The 23135-nt window shown below is 67.4% G+C and carries 18 protein-coding genes; 6 read left to right on the top strand and 12 right to left on the bottom strand.

What is annotated here, in order from left to right:
* Positions 1-33: 33 nt before the first annotated feature.
* The gene (locus ABZ622_RS30615) at positions 34-1587 is read right to left on the bottom strand and encodes an SDR family oxidoreductase (protein WP_360548685.1); all 1554 of its coding nucleotides are present in this window, start codon (positions 1585-1587) and stop codon (positions 34-36) included.
* A gap of 229 nt (positions 1588-1816) precedes the next feature.
* Here ABZ622_RS30615 and ABZ622_RS30620 point away from each other — a divergent pair, with 229 nt between their 5' ends.
* Positions 1817-2194 carry a nuclear transport factor 2 family protein gene (locus ABZ622_RS30620; protein WP_360548687.1) on the top strand — a complete coding sequence of 126 codons (378 nt, stop codon included), beginning with the start codon at positions 1817-1819 and terminating at the stop codon, positions 2192-2194.
* A gap of 287 nt (positions 2195-2481) precedes the next feature.
* Here ABZ622_RS30620 and ABZ622_RS30625 read toward each other — a convergent pair whose 3' ends face one another.
* Positions 2482-2943, bottom strand: a complete 462-nt coding sequence (locus ABZ622_RS30625; protein ID WP_360548689.1) for a hypothetical protein — start codon at positions 2941-2943, stop codon at positions 2482-2484.
* A 111-nt stretch (positions 2944-3054) separates the two neighbouring features.
* On the opposite strand from ABZ622_RS30625, the gene sigJ reads away from it, so the two are divergent.
* Positions 3055-3972, top strand: a complete 918-nt coding sequence (sigJ, locus tag ABZ622_RS30630) for an RNA polymerase sigma factor SigJ (protein WP_360548691.1) — start codon at positions 3055-3057, stop codon at positions 3970-3972.
* Between the two features lie 6 nt (positions 3973-3978).
* On the opposite strand, the gene ABZ622_RS30635 is transcribed toward sigJ, so the two are convergent.
* Together ABZ622_RS30635 and ABZ622_RS30640 are read right to left on the bottom strand one after the other, a co-directional pair.
* Positions 3979-4851 carry an MBL fold metallo-hydrolase gene (locus ABZ622_RS30635; RefSeq protein ID WP_360548693.1) on the bottom strand — a complete coding sequence of 291 codons (873 nt, stop codon included), beginning with the start codon at positions 4849-4851 and terminating at the stop codon, positions 3979-3981.
* A 117-nt stretch (positions 4852-4968) separates the two neighbouring features.
* Positions 4969-5412 carry an ATP-binding protein gene (locus ABZ622_RS30640; protein WP_360548695.1) on the bottom strand — a complete coding sequence of 148 codons (444 nt, stop codon included), beginning with the start codon at positions 5410-5412 and terminating at the stop codon, positions 4969-4971.
* 111 nt (positions 5413-5523) lie between these two features.
* Here ABZ622_RS30640 and ABZ622_RS30645 point away from each other — a divergent pair, with 111 nt between their 5' ends.
* The 3 genes from ABZ622_RS30645 to ABZ622_RS30655 all read left to right on the top strand — a co-directional run bounded on the left by ABZ622_RS30645 (position 5524) and on the right by ABZ622_RS30655 (position 7981).
* The gene (locus ABZ622_RS30645; protein ID WP_360548697.1) at positions 5524-6348 is read left to right on the top strand and encodes a helix-turn-helix transcriptional regulator; all 825 of its coding nucleotides are present in this window, start codon (positions 5524-5526) and stop codon (positions 6346-6348) included.
* Positions 6345-6593, top strand: coding sequence for a DUF397 domain-containing protein (locus tag ABZ622_RS30650; RefSeq protein WP_360548699.1), 249 nt, complete (start codon positions 6345-6347; stop codon positions 6591-6593). Before ABZ622_RS30645 ends, ABZ622_RS30650 begins: the two co-directional genes overlap by 4 nt.
* A gap of 158 nt (positions 6594-6751) precedes the next feature.
* Positions 6752-7981 carry a glycoside hydrolase family 64 protein gene (locus ABZ622_RS30655; protein WP_360548701.1) on the top strand — a complete coding sequence of 410 codons (1230 nt, stop codon included), beginning with the start codon at positions 6752-6754 and terminating at the stop codon, positions 7979-7981.
* Between the two features lie 639 nt (positions 7982-8620).
* On the opposite strand, the gene ABZ622_RS30660 is transcribed toward ABZ622_RS30655, so the two are convergent.
* The 4 genes from ABZ622_RS30660 to ABZ622_RS30675 form a co-directional block, all read right to left on the bottom strand.
* Complete coding sequence (locus ABZ622_RS30660) at positions 8621-9058, bottom strand: Imm1 family immunity protein (protein ID WP_360548703.1); 438 nt, start codon at positions 9056-9058, stop codon at positions 8621-8623.
* Complete coding sequence (locus ABZ622_RS30665; protein WP_360548768.1) at positions 9055-13851, bottom strand: RHS repeat-associated core domain-containing protein; 4797 nt, start codon at positions 13849-13851, stop codon at positions 9055-9057. The genes ABZ622_RS30660 and ABZ622_RS30665 overlap by 4 nt, the downstream gene beginning before the upstream one ends.
* Positions 13852-13955: 104 nt before the next feature.
* Entirely contained in the window at positions 13956-15662 is a 1707-nt protein-coding gene (locus tag ABZ622_RS30670) for a hypothetical protein (protein WP_360548705.1), read from the bottom strand.
* Between the two features lie 134 nt (positions 15663-15796).
* Positions 15797-18688 (bottom strand): LamG domain-containing protein, encoded by a 2892-nt coding sequence (locus ABZ622_RS30675; RefSeq protein ID WP_360548707.1) that lies wholly within the window; start codon positions 18686-18688, stop codon positions 15797-15799.
* 825 nt (positions 18689-19513) lie between these two features.
* Between ABZ622_RS30675 and ABZ622_RS30680 the strand changes: the two genes are divergently transcribed.
* A complete protein-coding gene (locus ABZ622_RS30680; protein WP_360548709.1) occupies positions 19514-19801 on the top strand; it encodes a DUF1905 domain-containing protein in 288 nt (95 codons plus the stop codon).
* A gap of 27 nt (positions 19802-19828) precedes the next feature.
* Here the strand turns inward: ABZ622_RS30680 and ABZ622_RS30685 are convergent, their stop codons facing one another.
* The 4 genes from ABZ622_RS30685 to ABZ622_RS30700 form a co-directional block, all read right to left on the bottom strand.
* On the bottom strand, positions 19829-20611 hold the full coding sequence (locus ABZ622_RS30685) for an alpha-ketoglutarate-dependent dioxygenase AlkB (protein ID WP_360548711.1): 783 nt from the start codon (positions 20609-20611) through the stop codon (positions 19829-19831).
* Entirely contained in the window at positions 20595-21830 is a 1236-nt protein-coding gene (locus ABZ622_RS30690) for a hypothetical protein (RefSeq protein ID WP_360548713.1), read from the bottom strand. Before ABZ622_RS30690 ends, ABZ622_RS30685 begins: the two co-directional genes overlap by 17 nt.
* Positions 21831-21895: 65 nt before the next feature.
* Positions 21896-22141, bottom strand: a complete 246-nt coding sequence (locus tag ABZ622_RS30695) for a hypothetical protein (RefSeq protein ID WP_266688398.1) — start codon at positions 22139-22141, stop codon at positions 21896-21898.
* Positions 22138-23091, bottom strand: coding sequence for a hypothetical protein (locus ABZ622_RS30700; protein WP_360548715.1), 954 nt, complete (start codon positions 23089-23091; stop codon positions 22138-22140). The genes ABZ622_RS30695 and ABZ622_RS30700 overlap by 4 nt, the downstream gene beginning before the upstream one ends.
* Positions 23092-23135 lie beyond the last annotated feature (44 nt).

The following is a 23135-nucleotide window of genomic DNA, read 5'->3' on the forward strand; positions in this document are numbered from 1 at the left end:
GGTGCTGACCGGCGCCGGGCCCTGTCGGGCGACTCATCGCCGGGAGCTGTGGGCGTGGTCGCCGTGCGACGAGGTTCCGCGCGCGCTCATGCCCTTGGCGGCGGCTTGGGTGATGTTGCGGGCCATGCCGCCGAAGACCACGGAATGGAAAGGGGCGACGGACCACCAGTAGGCGTGGCCCAGCAGACCGCGGGGGTGGAACAGCGCTCGTTGCCGGTAGCGGGTACGGCCCCCGGAGTCCGTCTCGGCGTACATCTCCAGCCAGGCCAGGCCCGGCAGCCGCATCTCCGCGCGCAGCCGGAGCAGCCGTCCGGGCTCGATCTCCTCGACCCGCCAGAAGTCCAGTGAGTCGCCGACCCGCAGGTGCTCGGCGTCGCGCCGTCCGCGGCGGAGCCCGACGCCGCCGACGAACCGGTCCAGCCACCCCCTGACCGCCCAGGCCAGCGGAAAGGAGTACCAGCCGTTGTCGCCGCCGATGCCCTCGATGACCTTCCACAGGGCCGTTCGGGACGCGTCGACCGACAGCTGCCGTTCGTCCTGGTAGAGGCTGCCTCCGGCCCAGTCCGGGTCCGTGGGCAGCGGATCGCTGGGCATCCCCGGTACGGCGGCGGACGACCAGCGGGCGGCCACCCGGGCCTCGCGCACCCGCCGCAGTGCCAGGGCCAGCGCCTCGTCGAACGGCAGCGGCAGGCCCGGAGGGTCGGGCACGTACCGGGCGATGTCGTGCTCCTGGCAGACGACCTCGTGACGCAGTGACTCGGTCAACGGTCGGGCCAGGGAGGCGGGCACCGGGGTGACGAGTCCGACCCAGTGGCTGGACAGCCCGGGGGTGAGTACCGGGACCGGCACGATGAGCCGCCTGGGCAGTCCGGCGACGGCGGCGTAGCGGCACATCATGTCCCGGTACGTGAGGACATCGGGCCCACCGATGTCGAACGCGCGGTCGACGTCGTCCGGCATGGTGGCCGAGCCGACGAGATAGCGCAGGACATCACGTACCCCGATGGGCTGGGTCCGGGTGTGCACCCAGCTGGGGGTGACCATGACCGGCAGCCGCTCGGTCAGATACCGCAGCATCTCGAAGGAGGCCGACCCCGAGCCGATGACGACCGCTGCTCGCAGCACGGTGGCGGGCACCGGTGCGTCGAGGAAGATGCGTCCGACCTCGGCCCGGGAGCGCAGATGCGGGGAGAGCGACTTCTCGGGCACCTTCGGTGGCGTGAGCCCGCCCAGGTAGACGATCCGGCGCACGCCGGCGGAGTGCGCCTGTTCGGCGAAGATCCGGGCCGCACGGCGGTCGGTGTCCTCGAACGCGGAGCCGGTACCGAGGGCGTGCACCAGGTAGTACGCGACGTCGATGCCGCGCATGGCCGCGGCGACCGAGCCCGTGTCCGTCACGTCGCCCTGCACGGTCTCGACGTCACCCGCCCAGGGGTGGTCACGGAGTTTGCGGGGGGTGCGGGCCAGACAGCGCACCCGGTGGCCCGCTCGCAGCAGTTCCGGTACGAGACGTCCGCCGATGTACCCGGACGCCCCGGTGACCAGGCAGTGCAACCCTGCCGTGTCCCTCCGCTCGTTCGTGCCCACGATCGTTCCTCCAGGTGCTCGCTCCGACCGCCCCCATGTCTCGCCCCGATCATGGCCTCCACGGGGTGACCGCGCCCGGCACGGCGGACGGACTCGCGCGTCGTGGACCGCGATGCCGGACGGCTGATCGCTGCGGAGGGGGTGCTAGCTGTGACCGGGGTGGTTCACCGTGATCGGAAGACGGCTCGCGGGACGAGCGCACGCGAAATTTGGCTGGTATTACTGGGGCATGCAGGAAGAGACCGCACGCTCCGCGATCGACACGTTCATCTCCGCGTTCAACGCCTCGGACGACAGCTATGTGACTGCCCTCCTCTCCCAGGCCCTGACCTCAGACGTGGTCTTCTGGGGGCCGTTGGGCCGCAGCGAAGGAATCGCGGCGGTCGAGCGGTTCGTGCTGGACATCCGGCGCCACCCAGCGGGGACCGGCACGATGGTGCGCTGCTCAGCGGTGGACATGCCCGGCGAGTGGGCCCGGTACAAGTGGGTCTTCACCACGCCGGATGGAGGCCCCCGCCTGGCGGGAATGGACGTCGTCCATCTGCGGCGGAGCCTCATCGACCAGGTCATCGTCTTTGCGGGGGAGATCGATCCGTCCGCCTCCTGAGTCATCCTTCTGTCGCTGTCCTTCTCCTGAACCTGCCCCTTCGACGCTCGGCGGCTGCGGTTCGCAGTTGGTCAGGCTGCGGTGCTGAGGGGGCGTCCGCCCCAGCGGAAGTCCTTTTCGCTGCGGATGCGGGCACCCTTCACGCCGCCGCAGCTTTTGCCCCTCCTGGTCGGTCAGTCTGCGTACACGCACAGGCTCAGCCACCGCGCCTCCAGCGATCGGATCGGACGTCACCGCACATCCGGCCGTCGCGACCACCAACCCGGCGTACCTTCACGGTCACAGCACTAGTTCCTGTCCGGTCCCGATCCGCCGGACAGGCCCCGGTCTCGTGCCGCTCCCGTGTCCTGGCGGGCCAGCGCCAGCACGCTCAGGCCGAACATCAGGACGCCCAGCGGGACATGCACCGACGGGATGTGCTCGATGCCGAGCACCACCTGCGCCGAGGCGAGGACGAGGAACCCGGACGCGTACGCGACGGGCCGGGGCGAGCCGCCGCCCGGCCGCCAGGCCAGTACCGCGGCGAGCACGTACAGCATCGAGGCCCCGTACATCACGCGCGCCCCGACGCCGTGCAGCAGTTCACCGTGCGACGAGGACAGCAGCACCCCGGCGCTGACCGCCTGGAGGAAGATCGTCAGGGTCTGCAACGCGACCGCCACCCGCAGGAACCGCGCACCGCGCGGTGCCGCGGCCGTCGTCGCCGCTGTCGTCGTTGTCGCCGTCGTGGCCGTCGTCCGCGTGGTCATGATGCCGTCTCCTTGTCCGCCCGGGAGCAGTGGATCGATAAGGTCTCACCAGCCCGACGACGCAGCACCGCGAAATGCAAGGCGAGAGCGGCGGGCCGGGGGGAAGTGGTCATGGCCGGGGTTGCACCGGAGTGGGGCGCGGCGGAGGTCGCCGGTGAGCGACGCCAACTGATCAATATCGCCTACCGGTTGCTCGGCACACTGGCCGAGGCCGAGGACGCCGTGCAGGAGGCGTACGCCCGCTGGTACGCGCGGCCGCGGAGCCAGCGGGAGTCCGTCGTCTCTCCCGGTGCCTGGCTGACGACGGTGACCGGGCGCATCTGCCTGGACGTGCTCGGCTCGGCGCGCGCCCGGCGCGAGCGCTACGTCGGCGCGTGGCTGCCCGAGCCGCTGCCCGACCCCGGGGAGTGGGCCGGCGGGCGCGTCACCGACACCGCCGACCCCGCCGACCGGATCACCCTGGACGAGTCGGTGACCATGGCCTTCCTCGTCGTCCTGGAATCGATGACGCCCGCCGAGCGGGTCGCCTTCGTGCTGCACGACGTGTTCCGCTACTCCTTCGCCGAGATCGCCGGGGTCGTCGGCCGCACCCCGGGCGCCTGCCGGGAGCTGGCGAGTTCGGCCCGCCGCCGGGTACGCGCCGAGCGCGCCCCGGTGAGCGCGGCGGCGGCGCAGGCCGAGGTGGTGCGGCAGGTGAAGGAGGCGTGGGAGGCCAAGGACATCACGGCTCTCGTCGGCGTCCTGGACCCCGACGCCGTGATGACCGCCGACGGCGGCGGCCTGGTCGGCTCCGTGCTGCGCCCGGTCGAGGGCGGCGCGCTCATCGCCCAGTACATGATCGCGATCGCCGACAAGGCGCCGGGGCTGCGGCTCCTGGAACGTACGGTGGCAGGTGCGCCCGGCCTGATCGCCCAGCACGCCGGCGTCACCGCGACCGTGGCCGCGTTCGACGCCTCCGGCGGCCGGGCCACCCGGATCTGGGTGGTCCGCAACCCGGAGAAGCTGCGCCTGTGGACACCGGGCGAGTGAACGTCCTCACCAGCGGAGAGCCGTGAAGTCGATCGGCCGGGGCCGCAGAAGCCCCGTACGTTCCGCCAGCGCCTCCAGCCGCCGGGACATCTCGTCGGCGTCCAGCCGGCACCGGTCGCCGTGCCCCGGCAGCACCCATTCGAACCGCAGCTTCCCCGCCGTCCGCGCCAGCGAGGCGGCCAGCTCCTCGATGGAGTACCAGGTCACGCTCTCCGCGACTTCGAGGTCCTCGGTCGTGCGCGACCAGTAGAAGCTGTCGCCGCTGAAGCAGTACCGGTCGTCCGCCAGGTACAGCACGCTCCCCCGGGTGTGGCCGGGCAGCGGATGAGCGACGACGCCCTCGCCGATCTCCACCGGGTCGAGCCCCCGGATCACCTGGTCCGCGTCCGGGACCGCGTCGAGATCGCCCTCGTGAATCCACAGCCTGGCCCCGAAGTGGTCGGCGTAGCGGCGCCCGTGCGCGACGTGGTCGCGGTGGGTGAGCAGTACGTCGGTGACGGGCCCGGTGGCCGCCACATACCGCTCGGCGAGTCCGGGGCTCCAGCGCGGGGTGTCGATCATCATGGCCGTGCCGGACGGGCGCCGGAGCAGATAGGAGTTGGCACCGGCGGTGTGCGTGGAGTTGTGCCCACAGACCAGTACGCCGTCGTCCAGCGCCATCGGGAACGGGTCGAGCGAGGGGTCCGGCTGTCCGGACGCGGGCCGGATCGAGCGGGTGTGACAGGCGAAGACGGCGGCGTGTAAGCGCCGGTTCTCCGCCTCGTCGTCCGGCTGCCGCAGGATCCGCGACGCCCCTTCCTCCTCGATGATCAGCTCGGGTGCGAACTGTCGGGCGACGTCACAGTTGGTGCAGCGGTCGTCCACGTACCAGCCGTCCACGGCAGAGCTCCTTCATTTCCACGGGGTACGACCCCGTCGAGGGCCGCAGTTCCAGGAATAGCCCACGCACGACCGGAACCGGTAGACCGCGCCGATCTTGTATCTCGGCCCCCGGGTCTATCTCGCCGACATGCCGCAGCCCGCCCCCACCGACACCTCGAACTCGCACCACACCACCTTGCCGGGGTTCCGCTCCCCCACCCCCCACTTGTCGGCGAGCGCCGCCACCAGCAGCAGCCCGCGGCCCCCTTCCTCGTCGGAGGCCGCCCAGGAATCCGCGGCCCGGACCTCCCCGTCGCCACTGTCGTGGACCTCGATGCGCAAGGTCCCGTCGGCCGGCTCCAGGCGGATCCGGAGGCGGAACCCACGGCCGGGCGGGACGCCGTGCAGCAGGGCATTGGTGACGAGTTCGCTCACGCAGAGCAACACGTCGTCGGCCCGGGCCTCGCACGCCCAGTCGACGAGAGCGTCCCGCACGAACTGTCGTACGAGCGGGACGGACCGGCGTTCGCGACGGTGGAACACCTCGCGGAAGTGGGGGAGTTGGGTTGTCTCGTTCACGCAGCAAACATCACACATAGTCACTACAGTTGAGCAGCGCGTGGAGTCGTACATCTCCGTTGTACGACTCCTGACGGGTCATTCGAGGTCCGTGACGGGGAGAGGCAGTTCATGCAACCGGCAAAGATGAAAAGCAAGCGGATCACGTCCTGGCACCTGATCGGCGCCCAGCTGGCGATGTTCCGCAAGGCGGCCCGACTGACCCAGGCGGCACTGGCCGAGCGGTGCTCGGTGGGCGACGACACGATCGCGTCGATCGAGCAGGGGCGCCGAGCGCTGCAATGGGACTTCGCGGCCCAACTGGACGAACTGCTGGACACGAAAGGGGCGTTGCAGGTCGCGGTGTCGAAGGTGCCGCAGAAGGAGCGGTTCACGGCATTCGTTCAGGACTTCGTGGACTACGAGCAGGAGGCGGTGACGCTGTTCTCGTACCAGGACCGAGTGGTGCCGGGGCTGCTCCAGACCGAGGAGTACGCCCGGTTCCTCTTCTCCTGCCTCTACCCGCCATTGGAGGAGGATGAGCGGGAGGAGTGGGTAGCAGACCGGCTCGATCGGCAGAAGCTCCTCAACCGCAAACCCCGCCCCATGCTCCACTTCCTGCTGGAGGAGAGCATCCTGCGCAGCCAGATCGGCGACCCCGCCATGCTGCGGGAGCAGATCCGGCATCTGCGCCAGTGCATGGAACTCCCGTTCCTGGGACTCCAGATCATGCCGATGAAACTACCGAAACACGCCGCGTTCGACGGTCCGATGGTGCTGCTGGAAACCCCCGACCACGACCACCTGGCCTATGTGGAGGGACAGCTGACCAGCTACCTGCACGACGACCCCGACGTGGTCAGTGTGCTCCAGCAGAAATGTGGGATGCTCCGTTCGCAGGCGCTTTCCGTCGAGGAGAGCGCGCGCCTACTGGACGAACTACTTGGAGAGACATGACCCACGCACGTACCACCGCCCTCGCCTGGTTCAAGTCCAGCTACAGCAGCGACCAGGGCGGCAACTGCCTCGAAATCGCCTACGACTGGCGCAAGTCCAGCTACAGCGGCAGCCAGGGCGGCGATTGCGTAGAGGTGGCAGCCCACGCCGCCGCCGTGCACATCCGTGACTCCAAGGTGACCGACGGCCCCGTCCTCACCGTTCCCCCCGCTGCCTGGACCGCGTTCCTGGACGCTACGGTCTGATCGCGTTGCGGCCCGGTGCGCCGGGCCACAACCTCCCCCGTACTACGTCGAGTTGTGAAGACTTCCCGTTTCTGAGAGCGCTCTCAGTCATAAGTCTTGACGCCGGATGCGGCCCTCACGAGAGTGGTTGACCCCCCACACACCTCGGGAGTCCTCTCGTGATTTCGCGCAGACTGTTCCTGACGGGCGGCGCCGCCGCCACCGCGACCGCCCTCACCTACCCGGCCTGGGGCAGCGCCCTGAGCCCGAGCGCCTCCGCCGCCCCCACAACCTGTGAACTCGCCCTGGACAACCGTTCGTTGCCAGGCAGGGTCAACGCCTACGTAACCGGCCACGAGCAGGGCACCGACCGCTGGGTCCTGTTGCGGGCCGACGGCAGCGTCTACCGCCCCGACTCCCCCGCCGCCCCGCAGACCCCGCTCCCGGTCGACTGCGCGATCCCCCTGAACCCGGCGGGCAGCGCTCCGGTGGTCCTGACGCTCCCCCAGATGTACGGCGCCCGCGTCTACTTCGTACGCGACGACACGCTCACGTTCTATCTCAACCCCGGCCCCGCCCTGGTCGAGCCGGCGTTCGCGACGTCCACCGACGCCAACTACGGCCGTACGTGGTCCTTCTGCGAGTTCACCTTCAACCCGCAACAGCTGTACGCGAACATCAGCTACGTCGACCTGGTCACCGCGCTGCCGATCGGCCTGACCCTGGCCGGCGACGCGACGCACACCGTGGCGCCGCTCCCGGACGGCGCGGTGCAGCGGATCGCGGACGGCCTCACCGCCCAGGCCGCCGCCGACGGCCAGCCGTGGGACAAGCTGGTGATCCGCGGGGCGGACGGCAACGTACTGCGGGTGATCTCACCGCAGAACCTGATGGCACCGTTCTTCGACCGCCCGGACGAGATGCCGTTCCGGGACGTGTTCACGTCGTACATCGACCGGGTCTGGGAGAAGTACCGCTCCACCGACCTGCGCATCGACCTCCAGGGCGGCCGGGGAGTACGCACCGGCCGGGTCACTGGCGACCTCCTGACCTTCGAGGGCGGGCACACCTTCACCAAGCCCGTCTCCAAGGACGTCTTCACCTGCAACCACGGCCCGTTCGCCAACAACCCGGGCGACCCGGACGACAAGAAGGCCCTCCTGGCCCGCCTGGCCTCCGGCTTCAACCGCTCCCTGATGCTCACCCACCCCGACCAGCCCAACGGCACCTCGACCGCCGACTACTACCAGGACCCGGCCACCAACCACTGGTCCCGCGTCGTCCACGCCAACACCCCGATCGGCTACGCCTTCCCCTACGACGACGTCCGCCCCGACGGCGAACCCGACGTCTCCGGCGCCGCAAACGACGGCAACCCGCGCCGCTTCACGGTGACCGTGGGGGCCTGAGCCGGGCGCACAGGTGGTCACGCCCATGCAGGTCGCCCGTCCACACCGAGACGCCAGCGGCGTGGACGGGCAGACAGTCCACGTCATTGGTCCGACTCGTCCACCCTGAGTCCGGGCTGCGTGACACCAGTCGTCGAACCTGACGGTCAGCCTGACATCGTCGCTCCCGTGGAGGTCGGCCAGGGTGACCATGACGGACCAGATGGGCCCCGCTGGTGGCCGGGCACGGCATCGCGACGGCCGAGGCGCTCGACACGAAACATCCTTCGGGGAAGTGCCCACTGGCTCGTACTGCGATGCGACCGGCTGCCCGCAGAGATCGATGAACTCCTGGGGAGGGCGGCAAAGCCGCCGGACAAGCTGCGCATAAAAGCGTCGGGAAAAGGATACTCTTCGTCCCATTCGATTCGCTTGATCTCCACCCAGCTGACCCAGCTCACGCCCATCCCAGCTGTTGTCTCCGCGAGCAATGACCACCGAGGCGAGCTGACCTTTTCGTAGAAGCCGAAAAGACAACGAAAGGCATCATAGGCACCTCGCCGCCCTCAGGCTTTCACCGGCGATCTATCCAGCAGGTGAAAGCCTGAGGTCAGGCCGTCGCGCAGCCCCGCTTCGCTGAGTGCAGGGGCAAATTGACAATTACCAGACTTCCGGCTCCTGCCATTGAACGCACATCGGGCGTCTCCCTCCGGAAGAAAGGAATTCCTTAGCAGCCTGACGCACCAGAACAAGGGGAATTTCTGCGGTGGCGGGAAACTCGGTTGGATTCTCAACCACAAAGTAGGAAACCTCCGCTCCGCCACTTCCCGAAGATCCGAGTGAGACAAAGTTCTTCTCGTCCATGAAGCTCAGAACGCCTACCTGCCGCTCCCCGTCGGCGCCAACCATGAACTCATGATCAGGAAATCCTGATGGCAGAAGCTCACGCTCCGAGCTGTGCAGAACAGCCAAGTTCTCGAACTCAGGGCCGTTAGCGAGAGCGTCGATCAGCGCGTCGACGTCTTCAGGGGTTCGAACTACCAACGGTTCGTCTGCATGCTGTTCGCGATAGTACGCCTGAACCCTGTTATGCGTCACTTTCCACCCATCCCTACATGGCCATTCCCGTACGTCCACGAGCTGTAGCCACCTTGCCCGTTCGGCCAGTGTACTGTTAGTTCTCTGTTTCCCAGCATAGTGTTGAGTACTTGATCACAACCCATCGGCTGCCTGCATGGTCCTGCAGGGTTGTCGATGATGAACTCGGCCTTTTTTATGTCGTCCCGAATCATGATCGCAGTGAATTTCTGTTCAGCATCGCTAGCACGGGCCGAGGTTGACGCACCCCTAGTGATACCTACCTCCCTGAGTCTTTCATTGGCGATTTTCAGCAACTCCTTGTCGAGCACCTTGTTTCCGCTTTGGACAGCGTAGATCTGTCCATCAGCGGCAACACCGAGTCCGGACGTTGGCCCACCCTTCCTGAAGGGATTTGACTTGACTACGTCCTTCAAAGACTTCACTGCCTGCGCAAAGCTGAGGGCTGCACCGGTCCGGCTTGCGTTTCCTAGAAGACGACTCGCACCCCCAGGGCTCCAAGGGAAGACCGCCTCGTCGTACGGACCGTACTCACACAGGCCATCCACCCCGCACATGAGGTGCATCTCGGGCGGGCCGAAACCGAGGACTTCATTCCAGAACCACTTGGCAGCCTGGCCTGCAGGGTCACTGATACCTGCGTCCTTGTACGGACCAGAGGTTGGTTTCGGCCCCGGACTCGGGCGCGGGCGCGAACCATCGCCGCCAGTAGTCGCCGTGCTGCTGTCGTTTCCATGCGTGCCCGCGGACTTTCCCGGTGTGGGGCTTGCCGGCCCAGCAGGTCCGCCGTCGCGCCGGGGCTCGCTGTGCCCCGTGCCGTCGTCGATCCACATACCAGTGGGGTCAGCCGACGTAACAGGGTTGTTGTTGCCGTACGCGTAACCGTTCAGGGACTGGTGCTGACCGGGATCCAACACAGGATCGACGCTGATGAACTGGCCGACGGCCGGGTCGTATTCGCGGGCGCCGATGTGGGTGAGGCCGGTAGTCGTGTCGGCGGGCTTGCCCAGGAAGGCCTTGTCGTCGGGCCAGGTCGTGGACTTCGCACCGCGTGAGGCGCCAAAGGGGGTGGTGTAGCGCTTGGTGACGTCCTGGGTGGTGGCGTCCATGGCGATGCTGCTGGTGCCGTGGTGGTCCGCCGCCAGGAAGCTGAGCTTGCTGCCCTCGGTGCCGGACGTCGTGGTGCGGACCGCGAGGGTCTGGCCCGCCGCGCTGTAGTAGCGGGTGCCGGTGATCGTCTTGGTCGCGCCCTTGGTGGTGAGGCGTACTTCGGTGGCTCCGAGGTAGAGGACGGTGTCGCCGTCTCCGGTCGCGCGGCGGATGAGGAGTTCGCCGTCGGCGTCGTAGAGGTAGGTGGTGCCCAGGGCGGGCTTGGTGCCGGATGCCGGTTCGGTGGTGGAGGCGAGTTCGCCCTCGGTGTTCCAGCCCAGGGTCTGGGTGCCTTGGGTGCCGGGACGGGCTGTGGTGTTGCCCGCCTTGTCGTACTCGTACGTGGCCGCCTTGGCGCCCGTGGTCTTGACGAGCGGGTGGGGCTGGCCGGTCGGCGTCTTGTATCCGTACGTGGTGGTGGCGTCGCCCGTGGCCGCATGGTTGGTCTCGGTGTCGCGCTGGCCGGCGTTGTTGTAGGTGTAGCTGGTCCAGTACGGGGCGGCACCGTCGAGGTTGGCGGTGGTGCGGCCGCCGGTGGCGCAGTCGGCGGTCTTGGGGGTCCAGGCCTCGGTCAGGCGCCGGTTGGCGTCGTAGCTGAAGCACTGATTGTCGGCCTTGGTGGTGTCGCCGAGGGTGGTGGGATCGAAGATGGACTGGACGTTGCCCGCGTCGTCCTGGGTGAAGTTGAGGTCCTGCAGCATGTACGGGTGGGTCTGGTCCGTGACGTGGCTGCGGGTGAGACGGCCCGTGCCTGCCTCGTACTTGTTGGTGATGTAGGTGTTCTTGTCACTCGCACCGAGGGTGAGCTGTTCGGCCTGGCCGAGGGCGGAGTAGGAGGCGTCGACGAGGTAGGTGTTCGCTCCGGTGAGTTTGACGGGCAGGTCGGACCTGTAACCGACTCCGATGATCTCCTTGGGAAGCCCGCCGGCCCCCGGCTCCTTGGTGTTGCTGAGACTGCCGTCGAGGAAGTAGTCCACGCCGAACGTGAGCGTGGGCTGCACCGCCCCGGAGGTGACCAGCGGGTCGTCGCTGGGCAGCACGACGTCAGTGGTGATGGCGCGGCCGAGGGTGTCGTAGGCCGTGACCTGCTTGGTGTAGGCCTGCCCAGTGGTGCCGCCGACATAGCGGGTGGAGGCGGTGGGCTTGCCCTTGAGCAGGGTGTCGAAGGTCCACTGGGCGAGTTTGTTGGCGTCCGTCCTCGTGGTCTGCCACAGGCCGGTCTTGCGGCCGATCTCGTCGTAGCCGTAGAGCAGCTTCGCGTTGCGTGAGTCGGTCGTGGAGTCGATCTGGTCGAGATCGGTGTACGCGGTGGTGGACGCGCCCTTGTCCGGGTCGGTCGCGCCGGTCTGGCGGCCGAACAGGTCGTAGGTGTAAGTCCATTTGGCGTCGTCGATGCCGGTGATCTGCGACTGCTTGCCGTCGCAGGTGTAGTCGTACTTCACCCGCGTGTAGGCGGTTCCGGTCGTGGCGCCGTACGCGGTGTCGTTCGGTTCGGTGCCCGCGTAGGTGCGGGTCTCGGCGGTGCGGCCCAGGACGTCGGTGATGGTGCGGGTGGCATTGCCGCCCTTGACGGCCGTGGTGGCGGTCGAGTCACCGGTGTAGCTGGTGGCGGTCGACCAACGGTCCTCACCGAAGACGGTAAACGTGCTGGTCGTCGGACGTGCTGCCTCGTCGTACGTGGTCCGCGTCAGGGCCGGGGTGTGGGCGTAGGAGGCGCGGGCGTACTTGCCGTCCGGAGCGTTGAGGTTGTCGTAGATGTCGGCGTACGTCTCGTAGGCGAGGCCACGTGAGTCGTAGCGGGTGTCGGTCAGTACGCGGCCCCCGAGCGGCGACTCGGTCTGCGTCTGGAGGGGGCGCAGGAGTGCGTCGGTGATGGCGTAGCTGGTCCGGTAGCTCTTGTTGTCGCCCTTGATGGTGGCCACGGATGTCCAGGGCTGGCTGCCGCGGGCGAAGTTGTAGGCGTACTTCGCGTTCGGAGTGTCCGATTCCTTGTGGCGGTTGGGCGCCCAGGTGCCGGTGATGCGGCCGAGTGCGTCGTAGCTGTTCTCGGTCTTCTTGACGTTGGCGTCGAGGGTGCTGGTGACCGAGCCGCGTGCCGGGTCGACGTAGGTGTACGTCTTGTGGGACTGGCCGTTGGAGGCGAGCTTGGGGGCGGCGACGATGGTGGAGGTGAGCGGGCCGGCCGCTGCGGGGTAGTACGTCGTGGTGGTGGCGTTGCCCTTGGCGTCCGTGACGCTGAGCGGCCGTCCGAGGGTGTCGTGCGTGGTCCTGGCGACCGTCTGCCAGCCGCCGTCGAGGGCAGGGGTGCGGTCGTTCGTACCGATCGCGGCCGGGTAGGCCTTGGCCCTGCCGGTCCAGGTGGCAAGGCCTCGGGTCGGTGACTGGGAGGCCGACCAGCCGGTGGCTGTCGCGTTGTCGTACACGATGGCCGTGTCGGAGAGCACGTCGCCGCGGGTCTTGGAGTCCGCCGGGAGGTTCAGCTTGTCGTCGGTGATGGCGGCCCCGGAGCTCAGGCAGGCGGATCCGACGACTCGGGTGCGGGAGACGAGACTGGTGAGCCCCTTGTCCGTGCTGCGCGCGTACCAGACCCGGGTGCAGGTCTCGTCCCCGGTCTTGGCCTGGTCGCCGACGGCCTCGGACTGGGTGACCATGCCGTACGTGTCGTCATAGGTGTGCGAGGTGTAGCTGCGGCGCCACGTGTTACTGAGGGGCAGATAGGTGTAGGCGTAGGTGCGGCCGGTGCGGACGAAGTACGCCTTGGCGTTGGCGTAGGACCGCTGCTGGCTGGCGGTCAGCTGGTTCCAGAAGTTGTTGACCGTGACGCTGACCGGCTGGGCACCGTTGTAGGTGAGCTCCTCACGCAGGGATCCCGCGTACTGGTCGTAGTCGGTGGCGTCCGCGACGTCCAGGCCTGCCACGTCGATGCCGGCGATGGTGGCGCTACGCGTGGTGGTGGTGTCCTTGCGTTTGTCGCCGTGCATGCCCTGCATGTACAGGCGGACAGTCTTGGACTGGGGGCGACCGGCCTTACCGGTGTAGGCGGTGACCTTCTGGTAGCCGCGCCAGCTGGACCAGCTCCGCTCCTTCTCCGGGGTGAAGGGGTCGTCGTTGTAGTGCCAGCCGGGGCGCTCGTAGGTGTAGGAGTTCTCCACCGTCTCGTTCTGACCCGCGGGGTCCGCGGTGGACACGGAGATGACGTTGTACTTGTGGAACCAGTCCAGTTGCGAGTCGCCGCCGTTGATGTCCCAGTACACGGGGTAGCAGGACAGGCTGTTGTCGTCCTCGGCCTTGGGCATCTTGCTGCCGCGGACGCACTCCGGCTCGGAGAGTGTGACCGTGGTGATGGCGCCCGTCTCGGTGGTGATGGTGTTGATGCGGGGACGCTTGAACGGGAGGACGTTTTCGCTGTCGGAGGCCACGCGGTTGGGCCGCATGTGGTAGCCGAACTCCACCGGCGGCACGGTGACGGTGCCGCCGTTCTTGCCGGTGCGCTGGAGCGACTTGAGGGTCAGCGTCTTGTCGGACGGGTTGCCGATGTCCGCGCCGTCCAGGAATTCGTAGGTCAGGCTGTAGCTGTCGACCGGCTTGTACGCGTCGGGCTCGGCCGCCGTGGACCATACGTTGGTGTCGATCCCGGTGAGCATCTTGCGGGTGAAGAACGCGGGCCCGGTGGCCAGACAGTCGGTCTCGTCAGCCGTGCAGATGGCGTCGAAGGGGACGTCCGGCCATCTCTTCGCGGTGTCCTCGGTCAGTGAGGAGCAGTCCGTGGCGGTGCAGCGCTCCTCGTAGCTGAACTCCACGGTGCCGGAGGGCTTGCCGGTGAACAGCGTGTCGGAGCGCTGGCCGTACTTGATCTCTTCGAGGTAGCCGCCACGTGTGTAGGCGGCGAGCTTCGTCTTGTCGCCGTTCTTGGCGTAGTGGTTCGTCTCCGCCTTGTACCAGTAGGTGGAGGCGTTGCCCTGGATGTCGGTGACGAGGTCGAGTTCCAGCGCCATGCCTGGGTCTTGGCGCGGCCGGAGAAGCCTGTTCCGGAGGAATATCCGGGCTCGCCCGAGTCGTCGCCGAAGACAGGGACGGTCCAGACCGAGTTGGTGCGCTCGGTGCCCGCACCGGGGAGTTTGTTCAGGCCGAAGGTGTAGGTGGTGCCGTCGCCGGTGACGACCTTCCAGTACTCGCCCTTGCCGTCTCCCTTGCCACCGACGATGTCGTCGCCGTCGTCGCCGTTGTCGGCGCCGGTCTCGTGGGTGACCTGGGAGGCGTCGTCGTTCTTCAGGTGCCAGACACCCTTGGCGTCGTCCCTGACGAGTTCGGTGGACTTGCCGTTGAGGACGAGGGAGGCGTTCTCGTACTTCCAGCACTGGTCGGACTTGTCGGGCAGGGCGTTGTCTCCGTCATCCTCGCAAACGCCGTACTTGCGCTCGATGTAGGAGGAGGTGAGGTCGAACCCTTCACCGAGCATGGAGCCCTGGTTGTTGGTGTTCGAGGTGCGCCCGTCCGTGCTGCCGGAGTTGTAGGAGAGCGAGAGCGACGGGGCGGGGCCGGCCGCTGCGGGCGGGACACTGATCGGGTAGGACCAGGTGAATGCCCCTGAGGAACCGCCCGCTTCCCAGCTGGAAGAGGCGGCTAGGGGGGTTGCCTTGTAGTCACCGGACGCGGATGCCGGAGCATCGGCGGCAGCCGTCACGGCGAACACACCCGCCGTCGGAGCAGCGCTCTTGGCAGCGGTCGTCTGCGCCAGGGAGACCTGCGCGGAGACGCTCTGCTTCTTCGCGTCGTTCCTGGACGGGACGGGCGTCTGCGTGCGGCACTCGGCCTTCTGCGGGCTGCTGAGCGCGCAGGCGGGCAGGGAGACCAGGCCGAGGCGAGATCCCCAGTTGCCACCGATCGTGTCGGCGAAGGTGGAGTAGTCGACGTTGATTCCGGCGGTGCCGGGGGATTCGGCCGCGGCGGTGAACACGATGCCGGTGACACCCGCGTTGCGGGCCGTCTTCTGCTCCAGCACGTTCACCGTGGCGGTGCCTGCGGCGGCAGCGGCCGGCTTTCCGCCGTGCGCGGCGGCCTTCGCCGGGCGGGGGGCTGTCACCAGGACGGGGCCCGTTCCCGGCTTGCCGGATATCTTCTGCGTGCTGTGTGAAGCCTTCGGCCAGTGGGCGGCGCGCTCGCTGCGTGCCTGTGCGGCCTGCTTGTCGTTGGCGGCTCTGTTCTTCGCCACCCGCTCGCGGGCCTCCTTCGCCCCGAGCGCGGAGACCGCCCTGACCTTGCTCACGAGGGGCGCCGGAACGTCCGGCCGTCCCAGCGGGTCCGCCGCGACGGCAAGAGGGGTGAGACCCGCCGGCACGGACAGGACCAGGACCAGCGCCCCGACCACGGGTATACGGAGTTTCCGGGTGCCCGGGGCGGAGCGGCGCTTTCCGCCGTGTTTCAGAAACGAGGCGAAGGTTCTGGACACAGACACGTCTTCTTCTCCAGGGGGTGCCGCCGTCCGGCAACGAGCGGCGGCGATGTGGCGGAGCGGGGCTGGAAGCTGGCGGGGGCCGTCATGAAGTCCGGCCCCCGCTCCATGCGCGGTCGGGTACGGGGCAGGAAGGGTCAGGTGCCGACGATGTCGCTCACCTGGGCTTCGTCGCCCAGCGCTCCCGACCAGATCCGGATATCGCCGATCCGCCCGGGCAGGTAGTTGCCCCAGGCGCCGAGGTATCCCTTGCCGACGGAGAACTCACCGCTCCCTACCTGTGCGGTGTAGGTTATGGGGCCGTCACTCTGGGGGTCCGCGGTGAGGTAGAGCTGGATTGTGCCGCCCTGGGCGTCATAGACACCGGTGAGGCGTACCTCGGAATCGAGGACGGCGTCCTCGTTGCTGACGACTGATGTCCCTGTGCCGTCCGCGGTCAGGCGGCCGAAGTGCCACTGGCCCACAGGCACGGTCTTGTTCACGGGGTTGCCGTTCTCGTCGATGACCGGTTCGTCGTTCTCGTCGAGCGCGGGTTCCTGCCGGGTGCCGGTCTTCTCGAACCACAGGCTCCAGGAAGATCCGGTGGCCGTGCGCTGGCCGAGGATCTGGGCTCTGTAGCCATCCGGCTTCTTCACCATCCCGGCGGCGTCGACGACGGCCTGCGTCGTCACCGTGAACGAACCCGAGTCATCGACCACCGGGCCCGACGCGCTCCCGGCCCCTGCTGTGCCGTCCAGCACCAACTCGTCGCCGACCAGCGAGGCTCCCGAAGAGAGGGACAGGGCTCCGTCGTAGCCGGCGGCACTGTTCGTCAGGGAGGTGCCGGTCGCCTGAGCGGGGTTCCATGCGGCGACGAGTTCGACAGAAGGCTTCTTGACCGCGTCGAGAAGCCTGCTCTCCTCCTTCACCTGCACGTCGGTCAATGCGGCCTGCCACGTCGCGACTTCATCGATCACGCCCGGGAAGTGGTCCGCGTACGTGCCCGACGATTGAGCGCGACCGATCTGCAGCGGACCGGTCGCCGCCCATGCCGTTGCGAACGGTGTGGTGCCCTGAAGCTCACCGTTGACGTACAGGCTGATCGTTTTGCCTGCGGAGTCGAACACTCCCACCAGGTGGGTCCACACCTTGGGAAGTGCCTGGTTCTTGGAGCTGACCCGTTGGTAGGACGGCGTCCCGCCGGCCGGTGTGTCGGCGGTGGCCTCGCGGAAGGACCATTTCTTGGTGCTCTGCTCGTAGCCAAGGTGGAACGGACTGCGATTCACTCCGTTCTGCCCCAGCACGGTGGCGTCCTGAGAAGCCGAGCCCAGGCGGACCCACGCGGCCACGGTGTACGAGGCGCGGGTGTCGATGACAGGACCCGCTGTCGCGGCGTAACCCGTGGTGCCGTTGAGACTCAGGCCGCTGTCCGTGACCTTCTCGGCCGGGGTGGTCTCGGTGGCCGGCTTGGCCGTGATCTCGCCACGGCGTCCCTGGGTGGTTCGGACCGCGCCACCGGCGAGGGCGGCGTTGTCCTGGAGCTTCGGGTCGGTGGTGGAGGAGTCCACCGCCTCGTTCCCCGTGTCGTGGAAGTTCCATCGTCCGACCGGTCCGTCGCCCTCCTTGACGACGAAATCGACGGAGTTTTCGGCTCCTGGGCCGTTGTTGTCCTTCGCCGCCACATCCAGGGTGATCGTGCCCGAGGTCGGCGGGACAGGAGCGATCTTCACGGTCGCTCCGGGCACGTAGGCCGACCATGCCGTGTCGGTGGACAGCTTGTACCGGTACGCGGTGTTGACGTCCCCGGCTGCCGGGCCGAGGGTGAAGGACCCAGCCTGGCCAGGCTTGCCTCCTGGGACACACGCGTTCGGCAGGCACAGGGTGTACGGGCCGGTGGCGTTGAACGTGATGGTCGGGGGCTTGGGCGCCTTGCTGTCGACCTTGAAGTAGCACCAGCCGGTCGTGGAAGCGTTCGACGGACCGGCCAGGTATTGAGACCCGTAGTACGACCGGGTCCAGGCCCGGTAGCGGTACACCGTGTTCTCTTCCAGTGTTGCGGAGAACGAATCGGTCGCCTTGAAGTTGTCGCCGACCGGAGTGGACGGGACCAGCATGTCTCCCACTGCCTTGGTCCAGGTCGTGCCGGTCTTCTTGTCCAGGGACATGACGATCCGCAGGCTGGCCCCTCGTTCTCCACCTGATTCCGTTTGGGTCGTGGCGGTCAATGCGGGGGTGGGATCGGTGGCGATCGCCGGGGCGGACTCGTTGGTCGTGCACGTCTGGCTGGACCCCGTGACCAGGCCGATGGCGCTCGGCTTGGCCGGCTTGCCCACGTAATCAACGCTCAGGACCGCGTCGTCGTCGAATCGCTTCCACGAGACCGTGTCCTTCTCGTCCTTGGCCATCAGCATCAGCGTCAGGCGTGAGATCTTTCCGGCGGCGAAGTTCCGAACGGTCGGCGTCAGGTTCTCGTCCGGCTCCGCCGCGTTGTCATGGAATTTGATCGGAGCGCGCGGCTGTGACGGACTGCAGTTGCTGCCGCGTCCGGCGGACACGTTCCGGTCGCCCATCTGGTCCAGCTTTGTGGGGCCGGGCCACTTCGACGACGGCGAGATGTTGTTCGTACGCTCCAGATCGACCCACCGCGCGTCGCAGGAGAACGACCACGTCTCCGTGACATTGAACCGGGCGTCCAGAATGTGCTTTCCCTTCAGATTGCCCGGGTCGAATTCGAAGTACATCCGGTTCACGTATCCGCTGCCGCAGTAGTACGAAATGCCGCCGATCACCGCGGATCCGCACTTGCCCACGCTCATGCCGTTGTCGCCGCCGGAGAACTCTCCGTCGGTGCCGCCGGAGGAGAACGAGAGGCCCACGGCCGCTGCCTTCGGACCGACCGAACCGTCGGTTTTTTTCACCAGCGTTGCGTCGGGTTCCACCCAGCCGCCACCCTGGGCGGCGACCCGGACCGGTGCGACCGACTTCTCCAGCGTGAACGTCGCCCCGTCGGGGTTCGCGAACACCGTCTCCCGCTCGGTTCGCTCCTCCACGACTTCCACACGCTCACCCGATGCAGCCGCAGCCCTCAACTCCGGTGAGGCCGATTCCTTCGCAGCGTCACCAACCGATGCGGGAACGGCCGTTGCCTGCCAGGTCAGAGCAGGAACCGAACCCATCACCGTGGCCGTGACGGCCAGCGCACACACCGTGACGCGCTCGACGCCACAACCCACCGTTCACAAATCCCGCCCCATTACCCACATAACCTTCACAAAAGTCAGCCAAATATCAGGGCGAGATCAGGGTCAGTCAAGAGTGACCTGCGTCACTCCAGCGAGGGCTTGCGGCAGCTAAGCCGCCGAGCCCGTGAAGCGAGTACAGCCGACCCGACCGCGAGAAACAGACCGTGAGGTACTTAAATTCATGGAAGCGCTTGCCCCAGGCGACCGTTTCGTTTCTCCCGGCCCACTGACGTGCGGAGGCAGGATCCCTGCCTAAAGCCGAACCATCTTCCGCAATGCAAATCTCGCTCAAGCCGCGTCAAGGCCCCGCCGAAGGGGGCAGGTGGACAACTTGCGGAGACACAACTGCCAATCGGAAGAGAGCAGAAGGAAGTCACCGCCACGCCGAGCCGATCAACTTATCGCCACTCTGCGTGACGAATCCGCAACCGCGATGGTCCGGGCGAGGCTCAGCCAGGTCGCCGGCACGCGAGCTGCCGAACCTGAGCCACGGGGACCGGCAGCGGGCCTTCAACGAGCCGCAGAGTCCAGGAGCCGCCTCCCACGGGCAGGCGACCGCCACCTCCGGTGCCGAGTGGGCCCGCGTGTACGCTGCCCGGAATCCGGACCGTCCCCGATGAACGGATCGACCTCGTGCACGTTGAATTCACCGGCCGCGTCATCGAGTGGCGGGGGCCTTCGCCGTTCTACTTCGCCGCCGTGCCCGCCGAACAGGCCTCCGACATCCGCGAGGTGGCCGCGCTGGCCACGTACGGCTGGGGTGCGGTCCCCGTGGACGCGCGCATCGGCGAGACCGCCTTCACCACGTCGCTCTTTCCCAAGGACGGCGGATACCTGCTGCCGCTGAAGAACGCGGTCCGCAAGCCGCAGGGGATCTCGGCCGGTGACGAAGTGACCGTGACCATGGCCGTGCAGCTGTAGCCGTCGCGCCGCGCCCCTCCCCCGGGGTCAGACGGGCGGCATCAGATCGCTCTCGCTGATGGTGTACGCCAGCTGGGGGTAGACGAAGTCCGTTTCGTTGTTCTCACGGCGCCGTAGTCGGTAGAACTCGCGCTTCTGCTCATCGTCGGCCGGCCTGAGGCGCGCGCCCTGCGGAAGGTATGCGTGTCCGTCGCGGAACCGGAGGAAGGTGTTCGACGTCCGGAACGTCACGCCCAACCACTGGTTGTCCGGCGTCCCGGCGGGCGCGTCCATGACGATCTTGTGCCGAAGTCGCCGATTCGATTCGACGGAGAACGCAACGATGCTGTTGTGGGCGAGGGGGATCTCGAACTTCTCGCCCTCGGACTCCTTCGACTCGAAGATCAGCTTCCTCGGCGGGCCCGCTTCGGGGTATTGGTAGCAGGAGAAGACGGCGATATACGACTCGTCGGCGAGATCGAGGGCCTGGTCGGAATGGCTGCCCATGGTTCGGTAGGCGTTCGTGTAGTTCTCGATGAGGGCGTTGTTGAAGCCGACCGGAAGCGCAGCCCGTTCTTGAATCCGTTCTTGAATCCGTTGCGCCAGCCGTTCGTGCACCGCCCGGAAACGCTGCGTCGGGCTGCCGTATCGAGTGGTCGTACGTACGAGAGGCACACCGTCCGCCTCGTCGGCCCTGGTCAGCACGGCGCCTCGGCGGCCTTTTCCCACGTCTTCCAGACGGGCCGACGCGGACAGCTCCCCAAAGAGATTCCCCTCGGTCGGCAACGCGTACGAGAGGATCTCGTCCGAGATCTTAGACGTGGGGGGCAACGTAGTCTCCCGAGTTCATGCTGAAGAGGAATTCGTCGCCGTAGTCGATGAAGGACGAGGTCCTGTTCTCCTCGGCGTACAGCCTGCGCAGCTCGTCCATGCCCTCCGCTGTGGGCGGCCCCAGCTTCACCAGGTCTCCGTCTCCGGCCGCCTTGAGGTACGTCTGGCCGTCCTTGTGAACGGCTTCGGCGCTCGAACAGCGCACCACGTATCCCAGGCGGGTCGGGAGCGATTCGGCGTCCAGCGGCGAGGGCCGGATTTCGTGCGTGTACAGGCGGTTGGTGGACAGCGGCATGAAGAACACGGAGCCGGGGTGGAGAGTCAGGGTGAACTGCGCGGGCAGCGCGGCCCCGTCGCGTTCCCCGTTCGGATCCTTGAGGCGGAAATGGAGTCTGGTCAGCCCGCTGGCGCCCTTCAGACCGTAGTCGAAGGCGTCTTCGGCCAGGGGCCGCAGCTTGTCGAGCCGGTCGTAGAAGGTGCAGAAGGCCATGATGCCGTTGGCGGGCATGTCCTTGGTCTTGTCGGCATGGGCCGAGATCTTGGCCTTGGACTGCTTGCGCCCGGCCGTCGCAAGGGTGTTGTGGTAGATCTGAGCGAGAACGTGATTCAGCGGCGCCTGGTTCCGGAAGACAGCGGCGGCCTCGCGGTTCAGCTCCTCGACGATGCCCGTGTCGGTCGGGCCGAAGCTCTCGGTCGGCCCCGAGAGATTCGTGGAGCACCGGAGCAGGCGGAAATGCAGTTCGTCGCCGTTCTGCGTGACGGGCGTCAGATAGATTCCGCTGCGACGGGCCGTTCCGGGCTTGGTGGACTCCGTCAAGGACTGGAACGCGTGCTCCGCGCTGATCCGTCCGAAGTGATCGGCGCCGGGGCCGAAGAAACGGGGGTAGTACACGCCGACGCCGTGTACGCGGCGGGGAACCCGGCCGAGGCCCACGAGGCTCCAGGGACTGCCGTCGTCCTCGTCGTAGCCGCGTGACAGCTCCCGGACAACGAACACCCGGTCCGCCGCCCGCAGTTGACCGGCGCTGATCCCGGACACGTCGCCGCACAGGTAGACGGTCCGCTGCGCGAGGTCGGTCGAACCGGAGGCAATGTCCCCCGGCGTGATCGTGGACCCGAAGAAGTCCCTGACCACGTCATGGTCCCGCAACGCCGAAGGCGCGACCAGGAAGTTGCCCGCATCCTCGATGCGGGCCTCCGCCGACTCCGTCGTGTACATCGAACCGCACCTTCCAATCGCACCACGCGCACTCCGGGACATGGACCCGCGGAGCCGCCCTCTCCTCAGCGCTCCCGCGTGTACGTCACGATCCACGCGACGGTGAGAACGACTCCGAGCACCCCCACGCCGAAGATGCCGGCGGACTTCCAGATCCCCTCCCCGGCCACCGCGGCGCGCACCCCGCCGGCGAGCCCGCCGACGGCCATGGCGACGCCGAGGACGAACGCCCGTGATCCCCGGGGGCTCAGCCAGTGCCACAGGTTGGGACGGCGGCGGCCGGGCGGCGGCGGGCCTGCGGAGTGCGTCACCGGTACCTCACCTTTCCGGGTGCTGCCGGGGCTTCCACGTGGGTGTCACCGGGTTCCTTCTTCGACGGGGTGTAGTAGAAGTCGATTCCCGTCGCCACCACGGCGACGGGTGCACCGAATATCTTGCCGCCGAACTTGCCGATCGAGTTCATGAACGTGGGGCGGTGGTGTTTCCCCTTCACGTCGCTCAGGATCGATCCCTTCTCCAGATGCTTGCTGGCCTCGCCGGCGGCGTAGGCAGGCGTGCCGCCGATGAATCCCTGTATCGCGCCGTTGACGTCTCCGCGCAGGAGTGCCTCGCCGCCGCCCATCCAGGACCGGTAACTGAGGAACTCGGCAATGGGCTTGATGGTGCCGCTGCCCCACTTCTTGGGGGGCTCGTACTCCGTCTTGTCCAGCTTCGTCCGCTGCTCCTGGACCATGCCCGTCTTCGCGTCCTTCAGCGAGCCGTAGTGCATGGTGCTGAACTCGTGCGGGTCCTTGGTGAGATCTCTCAGTCCCCAGGCACAGAGCGCGTCGGCGTCGACCGCGCGCTGGAGAATGGCCTCCAGCCGATCGACGAGTGCGTCGACGTCACCCTGGGCCGCGCTGGAGCCCTCCGGATGCGTGATGACGCCGTCCGGGTCGATCTTGAGGCCGTGCGGCGGGTTCTCGTAGATCGTTTCGAGATCGGCCTTGGCTCGCGTCAGCTCACCGTAGGCGTCCTTGAGGATGTTGACGATGCTCTCGGCCTGGATCACCGCGTCGGTGAACTCGGCCGCCGTCCTCGTGACGAACGGCTTGGTGACGGAAGCGTTCTCGCCCTTCCAGGCCGTCCCTTGCGCATAGGAACTCATGTCGCCCGCGTCCTTGGCGAGTTCCTTGAGTTTTTTGACCATGGCGACCCAGTCGTCGATCGCCGAATCGAGCGGCTTGGTCTTCAGGTTGAGAAGCTGCTGGAAAACCAGCACCGTGCACCTCGCCTGGGTGGGGAATGAAGGGCAGTGAGCAGGAA

The organism is Streptomyces sp. NPDC007164, from assembly GCF_040634135.1.
GTDB lineage: Bacteria > Actinomycetota > Actinomycetes > Streptomycetales > Streptomycetaceae > Streptomyces > Streptomyces sanglieri.